Raw genomic sequence first — 12,918 nt, forward strand, 5'->3', positions numbered from 1 at the left:
GCTGTAGGAACGTTCGGCATTCCATGGAATCACGCCAGATAATCCCCGCCGTCTCCGTCGCCGTCGTGCGCGGCGAGACGGTGCTGCTGGTCAAGCGGGCGCGGCCGCCCTCGCAGGGGCTCTATGCCTATCCGGGCGGCAAGGTGGAAGCTGGCGAGACGCTGGTGCAAGCAGCGGGGCGCGAGCTCGCGGAGGAAACTGGGCTCGAGGCGAAGGATTACCGCCGGCTGCGCGACATCCATATCGACGGCCGTGCCGAGAATCATGCCGTCGACTATCGGCTGACCGTGTTCGGCGCGGCCTATGTCGACGGCGAGCCCGAGGCCAGCGACGATGCCGAGACGGCCGCCTTCTACACGCTGGCGGAAATGGCGGAGATGCCGCTGGCGGACGAGGTGTTTGAAGTAGCCGAGGGGCTGCTCGGACCTGAGCAAGGCGCCGAACGGTAACCACCCAGAATGGCCTTGCGGGCGACAAAATGTTTCGCCACAAAGACTTGCTCTTCCATCGCAAGGCCCTGATGACCCGCGCTTCCCCCTTCCTCGCCGCATGCCTTGCCATCAGCATGGCCGTCACGCCGCGGCCGGCGCTCAGCGCCGAGGCGCCGTTCGAACATGGGCTGATGCGGCTCGCCGAGGTGCTGGGATCGCTGCATTTCCTGCGCAATCTGTGCGGCGAGAAGGGCGACCGGTGGCGGGTCGAGATGGAAAAGCTGCTCGAATCGGAAAACCCCGATCCCGACCGGCGCGCCCGCTTCATCGCTTCCTTCAACCGCGGTTACCGCTCCTTCAGGAGCACCTACACGCAGTGCACGCCCTCGGCGACCGAGGCCATTGCCCGCTATATGAAAGAAGGCGAGACGCTGTCGCGCGATATCGCTTCCCGCTACGGAAACTGAGGATCAGCCTAAAGGCTGCGATTATCCGGCTCGCACATATTTTGGGGGAATCGACTCCAATGTGACATGCCTTATTGTGTCCGACTGCGCCTTGGTGCAATCATCTGTTGCGCTTGTGCAACAATGTTAATGAAACGTTAGTGCGCAAATGCGGAATTAACTCAAACTGAAGGTTTTGATGCCGCAAGCCGGCCTAATCGGCTAAGCTCGGCACAGATTGAACGCAGCCTTGCTCGAAATGTAGATTGCGACCGTAAAAATGTCGTATTTACAATGACTTATCCAAGGCTGCCGACGAACTGACAGGTCAAGCCCGATCCACCGCCGGATCGCCGCTTGAAGAAGGTGGACATCGCAATGGAACATGGCGTCAGCGACATCGACGCGTTGGTCAGGGAAGAAAAGCGACTGACCGCCGTGGAAAGCCACAGCGAAGCCTGGGCTGAAGGCTTGTCGGCCGGCATCGAGCCTGAAATCATCGCCGAAGCCGCACTCGAAACCGCTTTCGGCGAAATGCTGCGCGCCAATGGCGAGGTCTCCGCGCTGGCCCTGCTCGACCGCATGCGCGAAAAGGTGATCTCGGGCGCCTTCGAGCCGGAGCGGCTCAAGCACTAGAGCGTTTCACCGTTTCACGGAAACGGCGAACCGCTCTATCTCTTTGTCTTGACACAATTCCGGACGGAAAACCGTTACACACTTTTCCTGGAATTGCTCTAGGCTGTAGTGACAATTTAATCATTTGAGCCAGAGCATGATGGCCGCGAGCTTGACGAAGCCGAGGAAGTTGGCAGCGATTTTGTCATAGCGCGTTGCGATGCGCCGCCACTGCTTGAGCTTGGCGAAGAATGCCTCGATGCCCCAGCGGTTTTTGTAGGCGATCTTGTCGTAGCTGTGTTGGTATTTGCGATGGCGCCGCGGCGGGATGACTGGTTCACCGCCTTGGTCGAGGATCACATCATGCAGTCGATCGGCATCATAGGCGCGGTCGGCGATCACCTGGTGCGCTGCAATCCCTTCGACGAGACCGCAGGCCGGTGCCATGTCATTTTGCTGACCAGGGCCGATCTCGAAGCGGACCGGCAGGCCAAGTGCATCTACGACGGCATGGAGCTTGGTACCGAACCCGCCTCGTGAGCGACCGAGAGCCTGGGCTTCAGATCCCCCCTTTTACGCCGGGCTCCCGCAGCTTGGGCCTGAGCGCGGATAACGGTCGCATCGATCATCAGCCATTCCAGATCTGGATCACTGCTGATCGCTTCAAACAGCCGGTCGAACACGCCAGCCTCGATCCAGCGGTAGTAACGGCGTTTTGCCCTTTGATGCGGGCCAAATCGCTCCGGCAGATCGCGCCAGCGGGCGCCAGAGCGAGCGATCCATAAAAGCGCATCGAAGAAGCGCCGGCCATCGCTGCGTGGACCACGCTTACCCTTGCGGCCGCCCGGCACAAACGGCTTGATCTGCTCCCACTGATCGTCGCGTAGAACCTCGCCTTCCAAAGCTGACCCTCCAAAAGTCAGCCTTGAATCTGATTTGCCTCGCGATGGGAATCCCAAGCCGTTAAATTGTCACTACAGCCTAGCCCCGCTTTTCGATAGCAGCTTTTGACGGCGACGCGCCACTTGGGCATCATGCGCCAGTGCTTAACAGCGCAAGGCGCTGTCCGGCATTAAAGCGCGTCGCGCTGGGACGGACCCAGGCTACGCGCTTTAGATCTATATTTTTATGCATGTCGTTTTCGCAAAACCGCTGCACACTTTTGCGCGACATGCATGAGGGCAATTCAGCGGGTTGGTAGAATCGCCGAATTGCTCTAGCCATTGGTTCACGCAATTCCGACGGAAAGCGTCGCGCACTTCCTGGAATTGCTCTTGCGAGCCTGGGAACCATGGAGAGGCAAGGGGTGAGATTTTCGTTGGCAGGCCGGTCGCGCGCCTGGACGGTGGGCATGTGGGTCGCTGCGTCCGGCCTGGCGCTGCCGCTGGGCTTATGCCTCGCCAGCACGCCTTCCTATGCGCTGAGCGAGATCCAGCGCCAGGATCTGCCCTCGCCGGTCATGCCACCCGCCAATGACGACACGGTCGCGCCGGGGACAACCGTGCCGATGCCGGACCCACTCGGCAGCAAACCGTCCGACAACAATCAGCCGGCCGACGACACGAACAAGAGCGAACCTGAGACGCCATCCGGCAGCGGCGGCGTCACCAGCCCACGCACCGATCCGGACGCGCCGCCGCCAGCGGTCGTCTACGACCTCGACAAGCTTCCCGAACCGGTCAAGCGTATGCACGGTCTGCTCATAGAGGCCTGCAAGACCGGTGACATCGAGAAACTTCGGCCGCTGATCGGCTCGGGCGATTCCATGACGCAGCTGTCGCTTGGCGACATCGAGGGCGACCCGATCACCTTCCTCAAGGGCCTGTCCGGCGACAGCGACGGTCAGGAGATCCTCGCCATTTTGGAAGAGGTACTCAGCGCCGGCTATGTCCATGTCGACACCGGCACCCCGCAGGAGCTCTATGTCTGGCCGTATTTCTTCGCGCTGCCGCTCGACAAGCTCGACCCCAGGCAGCGCGTCGAGCTGTTCAAGCTCGTCACCGCAAGCGATTATGACGACATGAAGCAGTTCGGAGCCTATATCTTCTACCGCGTCGGCATCACGCCGACCGGCCAGTGGCTGTTCTTCGTCGCCGGGGATTGAGCGAGCCGTTGTCTCGTTGAAGTGCGCAAGGTCGGCGGGACAGCGCCCCCCTCTGTCCTGCCGGACATCTCCCCCACTTGGGGGGAGATCAGATGTCACACCGGCTTTCGCCAGTCTTCAGCCTTCGTTGCAGAAATGCGCGAGGCGCTGACGCTGCCAATCTCCCCCCTTGTGGGGGAGATGTCCGGCAGGACAGAGGGGGCGCGAAGAAACGCCACGAATGATCTATGCTTTCATCAGAACTATGCCGTGGCCGAATTCGTCAGCCAGTTTCCTTATAAGCAGCTTCTCACGCGCCGTAAGGCGCTTTTGGTCGACAAAACGCCAATTGCGCTCGTACAGCGCAAATGCTTCTTCCGCCGGGATCGGGCGCGCGCTATCGCGACTCCAGACGAGTGCCTGGAGCTGCGGGAACTCTGCGGGAACGATCGGCGCAATATTTGCGGTCATGACGCGCTCAACATAGTGCAGAGCGCTTAAGAAATCCAACGCAGGCCCTAGGTCGCCAATGCCTCGGAAAATTCCACCGCCTTGCCTTGGCCGGGCATGACGATCTCGCCTTCCCACATCACCCGGTTGCCACGCACGATGGTGCCGATCGGCCAGCCGGTGACCTCCCTGCCGTCATAGGGCGTCCAGCCGGCCCTGGAGCCTGCCTGGGCGTTGGTGATGGTCTCGCGCCGCTTGAGATCGACGACGGTGAAATCGGCATCGTAGCCGGCGGCGATGCGGCCCTTTCTCGCCATGCCGAAGATGCGCTGCGGGCCGTGGCTGGAGAGGTCGACTAAGCGCTGCAGAGTGAGCCGGCCGGCGTTCACATGGTCGAGCATGATCGGCACCAGCGTCTGCACACCGGTCATGCCCGACGGCGAGGCCGGATAGGGCTTTGCCTTCTCGGCCAGTGTATGTGGCGCATGGTCGGAGCCGAGCACATCGACAATGCCTTGCGAAATGCCGTGCCAGACGCCGTCGCGGTGACGCGCGGCCCGCACCGGCGGGTTCATCTGGATCAGCGTGCCGAGCCGCGCATAATCGTCCGCCGAGAGCGTCAGATGATGCGGCGTCGCCTCGCAAGTGGCGACATCCTTATGCTGCTCGAGGAAGAGGATCTCCTCGGCCGTCGAAATGTGGAGCACGTGGATGCGTGCGCGTGCCTGTCTCGCAATGCGCACCAGGCGCTCAGTACAACGCAACGCCGCGATCTCGTCGCGCCACACGGGATGGGACGAGGGATCGCCCTCGACACGGAGCCCAAGCCGCTCGCGCAGGCGGAACTCGTCCTCCGAGTGGAAAGCAGCTCGCCGCCGCGTGTTGCGCAGGATGGAAGCCACGCCTTCGTCGTCCTCGACCAGCAGGTCGCCGGTGGACGAGCCCATGAACACCTTGATGCCTGCCGCGCCCGGCAGCCGCTCCAGTTCGCCGACATCGCCGGCATTGTCGCGCGTGCCGCCGACCCAGAAAGCGAAGTCGCAATGCATGCGGCCGGTGGCGCGCCGCACCTTGTCGGCGAGGGCCGCTTCGCTGGTGGTGAGCGGATTGGTGTTGGGCATCTCGAAAACGGCGGTCACCCCTCCGAGCACCGCCGCGCGCGAGCCCGTCTCCAGGTCCTCCTTGTGCTCCAGCCCCGGCTCGCGGAAATGCACCTGGCTATCGACGACGCCGGGCAGGATGTGCAGGCCGCGGCAGTCGATCGACTCGCCGGCGGAGGCCTGGCCTAAATCGCCGATAGCGGCAATGCGCCCTGCCCTCACGCCGACGTCGCGCAGACCTTCGCCGTCATGGTTGACCACCGTGCCGCCTGTCAGGATGAGGTCGAAGGTGGTTGCCATGGGCAGGTCCAATCTCTTGCCGGAGGAGTGCGGCCGGCTTACGTAATGGCCAACAATTTTGCAAGATCAGGCCGCTCATGCCCTTTGCCCTGCTGAAAGACCGCTCGCTCATTTCCGTGTCAGGCCCGGATGCCGAGCATTTTTTGCAGAACATCCTGACCACCGATCTCGACGCGCTCGGGGCCGGCGAAGCGAAGCCAGGCGCGCTGCTGACCCCGCAGGGCAAGATCCTGTTCGATTTCCTGATATCGCGTGCTGGCGACAACGGCTTCCGGCTGGACTGCCGGTCGGACATCGCCGACGATTTCATGCGCCGGCTGACGCTTTACCGGCTAAGGGCCAAGGCCGAGATTGCCAAGCAGGATCAGGTGGTTGTCACGGTTGCGTGGGGCGATGATTCAACCGTCTCATTTTCTGATTCAACGGCGCTTGCCGACACTCGCTTTCGCGACGTGGCGGTCAAGCGCGCCTATGGCGACGCGGCGCAGAACGGCGGCGATGCCGGCGCCTGGCAGGCGCTGCGCATAGGCAACGGCATCGCCGAAAGCGGGTCCGATTACCAGCTCGGCGATGCCTTCCCACATGACGTGCTGCTCGACGAGACCGGCGGCATCGGCTTCAAGAAGGGCTGCTATGTCGGACAGGAAGTGGTCTCGCGCATGCAGCATCGCGGCACCGCGCGACGCCGCGTGCTGATCGCCGCTGCCGCCGGCACGCTGCCCCCGACCGGCACCGAGGTGACCGTCAATGGCCGGCCCGTCGGCACCCTGGGTTCGGTAAGCGGCGGACGCGGCCTCGCCATCGCCCGCATCGACCGCGTCAAGGCGGCGCTTGATGCCTGCGACGCGATCATGGCCGGCGAGACAGCAATCATGCTCGCCATCCCGGCCTGGGCGAAGTTCTCCTTCCCGCAGGACGCAGCCAGCGCGGAGGAGGCCTGATGGCAGCCGACAGGGCAGGCGCGCCGCCACGCGCCTGGCAACGCATGCTCTCCGGCCGGCGGCTCGACCTGCTCGACCCTTCACCGCTCGACATCGAGATTGGCGATATCGCGCATGGGCTCGCCCGCGTCGCCCGCTGGAACGGCCAGACCAGCGGCGAGCACGCCTTCTCGGTCGCCCAGCATTCGCTCGTGGTCGAAGCGCTCTTCGGTGAGCTTTCCGCTGCTGCCTCGGCCGAGGCGCGGCTGGCGGCGCTGCTGCACGACGCGCCGGAATATGTCATCGGCGACATGATCTCGCCGTTCAAGTCGGTGATGGGCGGCTCCTACAAGGACTGCGAACTGAGGCTGCAGCGCGCCATCCATCTGCGCTTTTCGCTGCCGGCGGAGCTCAGCCCGGACCTGCTCAAGGACATCAAGCGCGCCGACCAGATCGCCGCCTATTACGAGGCGACGCTACTTGCAGGCTTCTCGACGGCGGAGGCGACCGAATATTTCGGCCGGCCGCGCGGCTTTTCCGCCGACCGCTTCGACTTCACGCCACGCTCGGTGACCTGGGCGCAAACGGCATTTCTGGAGCGTTTCGCGGCGCTAGAAGCTCATCGCCAGGCTTTTCTTGCTGTGAATTCCGTCAAGTAAAAGAACGCTAAATTAACCGGCGACCACGACAGTAATGTGTTCAGTCACGGTCAGCAGGCGCGCTCATGCCCGTCGCCCATGTCAAGGCTGGTTCGGCCGCAGGCAAGCGGAAAGCAATCCGTATTGGCCCGGCTCGACGGATAGCGGAAGAACTTCGCGCCCAGAACGAGCGTTTTTCGGCCGCCGTCGAGAACATGTCGCACGGCTTGTGCATGTTCGATGCCGAAGAGCGGATGATCATCTGCAACCGCAACTACATCGACCTCTTCCGTCTCGATGCCAAGGTGATGAAGCCCGGCATCCGCTTCTTCGACATCCTGCAGCATAGCGTCGATATCGGCATCGCCTCGCAAAGCGCCGAGGAACTCTACGCCGTCCGCAAGCCCTATATCGACGGCGCGAAGCCCTCGACCTATGAGGAGACTCTGGCGGATGGGCGCATCATCGTCATCTCGCACCGGCCGCTGGCTTCCGGCGGCTGGGTGTCGATCTACGAGGACGTCACCGAGCAACGGCGCGCCGAAGAGGAGCTGAAGGAGCAGCACCGCCGCTTCGACGCCGCGCTCGGCAACATGTCGCAAGGCCTGCTGATGTATGACGCCGACGGCAAGATGATCGTGCGCAATCAGCGTTTTCTGGAGCTCTATAAGGTCACCGCGGCCGATTTCCCGTTTGGAACGACGCATCGCGACGCGCTCGAACGATTGCTGGAGCTCGGCATCTACACCAAGATCGACGTCGACAGCGAAGTCGCCAAGACCGAAGCCTGCCTGCGGGCGGGGAAGATGCAGTCGACTTATCGCTATCTTGCCGACGGCAGGACGTTTCTGGTTGTCCGCCAGCCGACGAACGGCGGCTGGGTGGTTACCTTCGACGATGTCACCGAACAGCACCGCACCGAAGAGCGCATGACGCATCTTGCGCACCACGACACGCTGACCAACCTGCCCAACCGCTCGATGTTCCGCGAGCGGCTCGACCAGGCGCTGAGCGAGCCCAAAGTCGCGCCGCTGGCGATCCTCTCGCTCGATCTCGACCGCTTCAAGGCGGTCAACGACACCTTCGGCCATCCGGCAGGCGACTGGCTGCTGAAATGCGTGGCCGAGCGCCTGCGGCGCTGCCTGCGCAGCGAGAAGGACGTGGCGGCGCGTTTCGGCGGCGACGAATTCGCCGTCATCCAATCCGACGTCAGAGGCGCGGCCGATGCCGAAAAGCTTGCCAAACGCATCGTAGAGGTGATCGGCAAGCCCTATCGCGACAAGGGCCGCGAGATGCATGTCGGCGTCAGCCTCGGCATCGCGCTCTATCCCGGCGATGGGGAGGATGCCGACACGCTGCTCACCAACGCCGACTTGGCGCTCTACCGCGGCAAGAGCGAGGGCCGCAACATCTATCGTTTCTTCGAGCCCGGCATGGACGCCATGGTGCGTGAACGACGTGCACTTGAAGCCGATCTCGAAGCCGCACTCCCGAGGCGCGAATTCGAGCTCGACTACCAGCCGATCCTGGACATCGCGTCCGGCGACATCGTCGGCGCCGAAGCGCTGATGCGCTGGCGCTCGCCGTCGCGCGGGCTGGTGCCGCCGCAAGAGTTCATCGCGGCTGCCGAGGAGACCGGGTTGATCGTGCAGCTCGGCGATTGGGCGCTGCGCAAGGCCTGCAGCGCGGCGGCGGGCTGGCCGCGGGACGTGCGCATGGCAGTCAATGTCTCGGCGGCTCAGATCAAGAGCGGCGGTTTCGCCCGCAGCGTGATCTCGGCGCTCGCTTTCTCCGGCATGCCGGCCAACCGGCTGGAACTCGAAATCACCGAAACGGTGATGATGGACGAGAGCGATACCGTGCTGAGGACGCTCGGGCAGCTGCGGGAACTCGGCGTCCGCATCGCGCTCGACGATTTCGGCACCGGCTATTCCTCGCTCGGTTATCTGCGGCGCTTCCCGGTCGACAAGATCAAGATCGACCGCTCCTTCATCCACGACCTCGACAAGCGCGACACGGCGGCGATCGTGCGGACGGTGATCGGGCTTGGGATAGAACTCGGCATCACCGTCACCGCCGAAGGCGTCGAGACCGAGGCGCAGCTCGACATGCTGCGCAAAGCCGGCTGCGGCGAGGCGCAAGGTTTTCTGATCGGCATGCCGGCCAAGGCCCCCGAGATGAGCCGGCTGCTGCGCTCACGGGAAAAACTGCGCCAATCCGGCTGACAGCCAGATGTTTCGGCCCGTCAGCGCAGCGTCTCGATGTACTTCTCGTGGAAGCTCACATAGCCGGGCTCGACGATCTTGAGATGCCGCTCGATCAGCCGGTGGAACGCCGGCAACTGGTGGAACGGCACGCCGGGATAGGCGTGATGCTCGGCATGGTAGGGCATGTTCCAGGCGAGCTTGCGGACGAACCAGTTGGTTAGTGTCGTCCTGGTGTTTTCCAGCATGTTGGCGACGAAGGGGCAGCGGCCATGCTCGGCCAGCAGATAGAGCCTGAGGAAGGGCTGCCCAAGCAGTGCCGGCACGATCCAGACATAAAGCAGCACGCTTGCCTTGAACCAGACGGCAAGCACCAGAACCACGACGTACAAGGCGATCATCGCCCGCGCCTCGGCCTGCACTTTCGGCAAGCCCTTTGGCGGCACATAGCTGTCGCGGCAGCGGCCGCTGGCATTGGCGTAGAGCGTCTTGAAATGCCCCCACCACACCGGCAGGCCCGAGACATGGACGATGTATTGCCGCAAGGTTTCCGGCTTCGGGAAAGCCAATTCCGGATCGTTCTCGGGATCCTGGGTGAAGCGGTGATGCGCGAAATGGAAGTAGCGGAACCAGTCGGCGGGCAGCGCGATCGCCAGGCTGCAGAGCCGTGCGACGGCATCGTTCAGCCATTGCGTCTCGAACGCCGTCCTGTGCACGGTCTCGTGCAGCAGCGTGAACAGGAACACGATCAGGATGCCCTGCGGCAGCATCAGAACCGGCCAGAACGGCACCTTGGTCGCGATCAGCGCGCCGAGGACGACGATGGCGCCGAGATGGATGGCGAACTGGACGAGGCCCGGCCAGTCCGACTTGCCGGTCAGCCGCCCGCGCTCCTCATTGGTCAGCGAGGCGATGAGGTCGCGGTGGTCGATGGTTTCGGTGCGGTCGATGGCGTTCATGAGGCTACCGTACTGCAGAAAGAAACCTTTCGAAAAACGAGGAATTCTGCAAAATAGATAAGTTAAACTTATCTATTTGGTCGTCATGGTCGCACTTCCTTCCCTGCGCGGACTTCAGGCCTTCGAGGCGGCGGCACGCACGGGCAGCTTCGCCGCGGCGGCGGAAGAGCTGTCGGTTTCGGCGGCAGCCGTCAGCCAGCTCATTCGCACCGTCGAGGAGCAGATGGGCCGCAAGCTGTTCCACCGCGCCAACCGCCGCGTCGTGCTCACCGAGGCCGGCGTCGAGATGCTGCCCAGGCTCACCATGGCCTTCCAGGAAATCGGCAGCGTCGCGCGCGATGTCGGCGGCGATGCGTTCCGGCCGAGGCTCGTCATCTCGGTGCCGCCTTCGATGGCGATGGGCTGGCTTTCCGAGCGTCTCGCCGGCTTCGTCGCCAGCCACGGCGCCGCGGACATTTCACTGAGAGGCGACGACGATCCGGTGCCGTTCGATCACGAGCTGATCGACATCCGGCTTTCCTACGGTCCGCACTATCGCGAGCACGCGACCGAGGAGATCGTCCAGGACGCCGTCTATCCCGTCTGTGCGCCAGGCCTTGCCGGCGCAATCAAGCCGGAAAGCCTCGCCGGCCTGCCCTTGATCCATACCGACTGGGGACCGACCGGCGCCGCCTTTCCGTCCTGGCGCAACTGGTTCGAGGCGGCGGGCGTGGGAGCAGGCCGGGCGGCGCAGCGCGGCCTTTCCGCCAATTCGTCGCGGGCAGCACTCGACCTGGCTATTTCAGGGCTGGGTGTCGCGCTGGCACAAGGGATCTACTGTGCCCAGGCGCTGGAAGACGGCCGGCTGGTCCGACCCGTGGCGCGAGCACTGGACCTGCGCCAGCCCTACTGCCTGACGATCCCCGAACGCAGCGCAAGGCGCGACGTGGTGGCGGCATTCCGCGAATGGCTGATCGAGGAATGCCGGCGCGCGGTCACGTCGCCGGCGCTGGTCGCCTAGCTGGTCAAAGATGACCGGCCAGTGCCGCGACCATGTCCTTGCTGGTCGCGACCGGAACGATCTCGAACTCCACAAGGTCGGCCCATTCGACGACCCAGCGCTGCAGCAGCGTGACGTCATCGGCTTCCACCAGCAGAAAGCAGCGGCTCATATCGCCGGCGATCCAGCTGTGGTGCACGGTAAGCTCGTCGGGCTTCAGCCGGCCTTTGTCGCGGAAGCGGCGGTAGATGTCCTTGCGGTCGCAACCGCTAAAATCCTCGATCACGAAGAACAGCATTCTTTTCCCTCAGGTTGAACGATCCGGCCGCTACTTGTCCGGCCTCTCCAGGCGCTCGAGGAACCACTGCGTCAGCCGTATCCAGAGCTCGTCCTTCTCGCCGGAATCCTCCCAGCCGTGGTCGAGATTGGGATTGTCGTTGACCTCGATGACGAAGACGCCGTCCTTGGTTTCCTTGAGGTCGACGCCGTAGAGCCCGTCGCCGATGCATTTTGCCGCCTTGACCGCCGTCTCGACGACATGCGGCGGCGTCTGCTTCAGCGTGAAGGTTTTTATCCCGCCCTGGTCAGGCTTGCCGTTGGCCTTGTGGTTGACGATCTGCCAGTGCTTCTTCGCCATCAGATAATGCACGGCAAACAGCGGCTGGCCGCCGAGCACGCCGACGCGCCAGTCATATTCGGTCGGGATGAATTTCTGCGCGATGAGAAGGTCGGAATCCTCCAGCCATTCTGTCGCAAGCTTGGTGAGCTCGGCCAAATTCTCGCATTTCTTGACGCCGCGCGAGAAGGACGAATCCGGGATCTTCAGCACCAGCGGGAAGCCCAAGGTCTGGGCAGCAAGCTCCAGATCGGAGGTGCCGGCAATCATCACCGTCGGCGGCACCGGCACCTTGTTGTAGGTCATTAATTCGTTGAGATAGACCTTGTTGGTGCAGCGGATCATCGACAGCGGATCGTCGATCACCGGCATGCCTTCCTGCTGGGCGCGGCGCGCGAAGCGGTAGGTGTGGTTGGAGATGGACGTCGTCTCGCGGATGAACAGCGCGTCATAGTTGGCGAGCTTGGCCAGGTCCTTCCTGGTGATAGGCTCGACCTCGACGCCCATCTTCTCGGCGATCCGCGCCCAGTAGCGCAACGACGAAATCTCCGACGGCGGCAGTTCCTCATGCGGATCGACCAGCGTCGCGAAGGTGTAGCGCGCCGGCGTGCGGCCCTTGGTATCGCGCCACTCGCGGTTGGTGTAGGTCTCCAGGCACTGCAGGAAGAAGGCCTCCTCCTCGTCGGTCATGCGGGCGAGCGGCAGGAAGCCGATCTTGCGGATCGAAGCCCATTCGGCGCTGTCCTTGATGTGGACCTCCAGCGCCGGCGCGCGGAACCAATCGAACAACAGCTTGGTGAACCGGTCCCACACCTTCGACGGTCCGATGCCGAAGAAGACGGCGACCTTCGAGGGAAAGGTTCCGCCGAGATCCTTGCGGCATTTGTTCAGCGCAAGCTCGAGCTCGGGCAGCGCGTGCTCGTAGAGCTTGCGCTCCGACAAATCGATCATGGTCTCGACGGTCGGGATCACCTTGTGGCCGCGCGAGCCTGCAAGCAGCGAGGCATAGTAGCCGCGGCTCTGATAGCCGTAGTTGTTCGACAGGTTGATCACCTTCGGCCGCTGGCCGCGAAACAGCGCCGGATGGGCGAGATAGTCGCGGTTGGTGATGATCTTGTGCGGAGTCGCCACCTGGTCGAGATCGTTCTGCCTGCCTGTAAGGATGACCCAGGTCATT

General features: G+C 63.3%; 14 protein-coding genes. 8 read left to right on the forward strand and 6 right to left on the reverse strand.

The window, feature by feature from the left end; translation table 11 throughout:
• The first annotated feature begins 23 nt into the window (after positions 1-23).
• From QAZ22_RS26650 to QAZ22_RS26660, 3 genes are all read left to right on the forward strand, one after another.
• Complete coding sequence (locus QAZ22_RS26650) at positions 24-449, forward strand: NUDIX domain-containing protein (RefSeq protein ID WP_278203724.1); 426 nt, start codon at positions 24-26, stop codon at positions 447-449.
• Positions 450-520: 71 nt separating this feature from the next.
• Positions 521-898 (forward strand): TIGR02301 family protein, encoded by a 378-nt coding sequence (locus QAZ22_RS26655; protein ID WP_278203725.1) that lies wholly within the window; start codon positions 521-523, stop codon positions 896-898.
• Positions 899-1,255: 357 nt separating this feature from the next.
• A complete protein-coding gene (locus tag QAZ22_RS26660) occupies positions 1,256-1,513 on the forward strand; it encodes a hypothetical protein (protein WP_278077934.1) in 258 nt (85 codons plus the stop codon).
• A 120-nt stretch (positions 1,514-1,633) separates the two neighbouring features.
• On the opposite strand, the gene QAZ22_RS26665 is transcribed toward QAZ22_RS26660, so the two are convergent.
• Positions 1,634-2,394, reverse strand: a protein-coding gene (locus QAZ22_RS26665) for an IS5 family transposase (protein WP_278203726.1) whose coding sequence is annotated in 2 segments (ribosomal slippage) — positions 1,634-2,067 and positions 2,067-2,394 — 762 coding nt in all. Because the reading frame shifts where the segments join, the coding sequence is not laid out codon by codon here.
• A gap of 449 nt (positions 2,395-2,843) precedes the next feature.
• On the opposite strand from QAZ22_RS26665, the gene QAZ22_RS26670 reads away from it, so the two are divergent.
• The gene (locus QAZ22_RS26670; RefSeq protein WP_278207951.1) at positions 2,844-3,596 is read left to right on the forward strand and encodes a hypothetical protein; all 753 of its coding nucleotides are present in this window, start codon (positions 2,844-2,846) and stop codon (positions 3,594-3,596) included.
• Between the two features lie 225 nt (positions 3,597-3,821).
• On the opposite strand, the gene QAZ22_RS26675 is transcribed toward QAZ22_RS26670, so the two are convergent.
• Both QAZ22_RS26675 and QAZ22_RS26680 read right to left on the reverse strand, forming a co-directional pair.
• Complete coding sequence (locus QAZ22_RS26675; protein ID WP_278203727.1) at positions 3,822-4,046, reverse strand: hypothetical protein; 225 nt, start codon at positions 4,044-4,046, stop codon at positions 3,822-3,824.
• A gap of 47 nt (positions 4,047-4,093) precedes the next feature.
• Positions 4,094-5,425, reverse strand: a complete 1,332-nt coding sequence (locus QAZ22_RS26680) for a dihydroorotase (RefSeq protein WP_278203729.1) — start codon at positions 5,423-5,425, stop codon at positions 4,094-4,096.
• Between the two features lie 77 nt (positions 5,426-5,502).
• On the opposite strand from QAZ22_RS26680, the gene QAZ22_RS26685 reads away from it, so the two are divergent.
• The 3 genes from QAZ22_RS26685 (at position 5,503) to QAZ22_RS26695 (ending at position 9,208) form a co-directional block, all read left to right on the forward strand.
• The gene (locus tag QAZ22_RS26685; protein WP_278203731.1) at positions 5,503-6,366 is read left to right on the forward strand and encodes a folate-binding protein YgfZ; all 864 of its coding nucleotides are present in this window, start codon (positions 5,503-5,505) and stop codon (positions 6,364-6,366) included.
• On the forward strand, positions 6,366-7,004 hold the full coding sequence (locus tag QAZ22_RS26690) for an HD family hydrolase (RefSeq protein ID WP_278203733.1): 639 nt from the start codon (positions 6,366-6,368) through the stop codon (positions 7,002-7,004). The genes QAZ22_RS26685 and QAZ22_RS26690 overlap by 1 nt, the downstream gene beginning before the upstream one ends.
• Positions 7,005-7,069: 65 nt before the next feature.
• Positions 7,070-9,208 carry an EAL domain-containing protein gene (locus QAZ22_RS26695; RefSeq protein ID WP_278203734.1) on the forward strand — a complete coding sequence of 713 codons (2,139 nt, stop codon included), beginning with the start codon at positions 7,070-7,072 and terminating at the stop codon, positions 9,206-9,208.
• Positions 9,209-9,228: 20 nt separating this feature from the next.
• On the opposite strand, the gene QAZ22_RS26700 is transcribed toward QAZ22_RS26695, so the two are convergent.
• Positions 9,229-10,119, reverse strand: a complete 891-nt coding sequence (locus QAZ22_RS26700) for a fatty acid desaturase family protein (RefSeq protein ID WP_347566957.1) — start codon at positions 10,117-10,119, stop codon at positions 9,229-9,231.
• A 112-nt stretch (positions 10,120-10,231) separates the two neighbouring features.
• Between QAZ22_RS26700 and QAZ22_RS26705 the strand changes: the two genes are divergently transcribed.
• Entirely contained in the window at positions 10,232-11,146 is a 915-nt protein-coding gene (locus tag QAZ22_RS26705; RefSeq protein ID WP_278203738.1) for a LysR substrate-binding domain-containing protein, read from the forward strand.
• Between the two features lie 4 nt (positions 11,147-11,150).
• Here the strand turns inward: QAZ22_RS26705 and QAZ22_RS26710 are convergent, their stop codons facing one another.
• Together QAZ22_RS26710 and QAZ22_RS26715 are read right to left on the reverse strand one after the other, a co-directional pair.
• Positions 11,151-11,423: a DUF3303 family protein gene (locus QAZ22_RS26710; protein WP_278203740.1), complete on the reverse strand. Its 273-nt coding sequence runs from the start codon at positions 11,421-11,423 to the stop codon at positions 11,151-11,153.
• Positions 11,424-11,453: 30 nt separating this feature from the next.
• The gene (locus QAZ22_RS26715; RefSeq protein WP_278203741.1) at positions 11,454-12,917 is read right to left on the reverse strand and encodes a RimK family protein; all 1,464 of its coding nucleotides are present in this window, start codon (positions 12,915-12,917) and stop codon (positions 11,454-11,456) included.
• Position 12,918: the final 1 nt, after the last annotated feature.

The sequence above is a fragment of the Mesorhizobium sp. WSM4906 genome, from assembly GCF_029674625.1.
In the GTDB taxonomy this organism is placed as follows: Bacteria; Pseudomonadota; Alphaproteobacteria; order Rhizobiales; family Rhizobiaceae; genus Mesorhizobium.

Bases quoted from the DNA above. Each gene is read 5' to 3' on its own strand.
- QAZ22_RS26670 (WP_278207951.1), top strand. From the start codon at position 2,844: ATGTGGGTCGCTGCGTCCGGCCTGGCGCTGCCGCTGGGCTTATGCCTC.
- QAZ22_RS26685 (WP_278203731.1), top strand. From the start codon at position 5,503: ATGCCCTTTGCCCTGCTGAAAGACCGCTCGCTCATTTCCGTGTCAGGC.
- QAZ22_RS26680 (WP_278203729.1), bottom strand. From the start codon at position 5,425: ATGGCAACCACCTTCGACCTCATCCTGACAGGCGGCACGGTGGTCAAC.
- QAZ22_RS26650 (WP_278203724.1), top strand. From the start codon at position 24: ATGGAATCACGCCAGATAATCCCCGCCGTCTCCGTCGCCGTCGTGCGC.
- QAZ22_RS26660 (WP_278077934.1), top strand. From the start codon at position 1,256: ATGGAACATGGCGTCAGCGACATCGACGCGTTGGTCAGGGAAGAAAAG.
- QAZ22_RS26715 (WP_278203741.1), bottom strand. From the start codon at position 12,917: ATGACCTGGGTCATCCTTACAGGCAGGCAGAACGATCTCGACCAGGTG.
- QAZ22_RS26655 (WP_278203725.1), top strand. From the start codon at position 521: ATGACCCGCGCTTCCCCCTTCCTCGCCGCATGCCTTGCCATCAGCATG.
- QAZ22_RS26705 (WP_278203738.1), top strand. From the start codon at position 10,232: ATGGTCGCACTTCCTTCCCTGCGCGGACTTCAGGCCTTCGAGGCGGCG.
- QAZ22_RS26710 (WP_278203740.1), bottom strand. From the start codon at position 11,423: ATGCTGTTCTTCGTGATCGAGGATTTTAGCGGTTGCGACCGCAAGGAC.
- QAZ22_RS26675 (WP_278203727.1), bottom strand. From the start codon at position 4,046: ATGACCGCAAATATTGCGCCGATCGTTCCCGCAGAGTTCCCGCAGCTC.
- QAZ22_RS26690 (WP_278203733.1), top strand. From the start codon at position 6,366: ATGGCAGCCGACAGGGCAGGCGCGCCGCCACGCGCCTGGCAACGCATG.
- QAZ22_RS26695 (WP_278203734.1), top strand. From the start codon at position 7,070: ATGCCCGTCGCCCATGTCAAGGCTGGTTCGGCCGCAGGCAAGCGGAAA.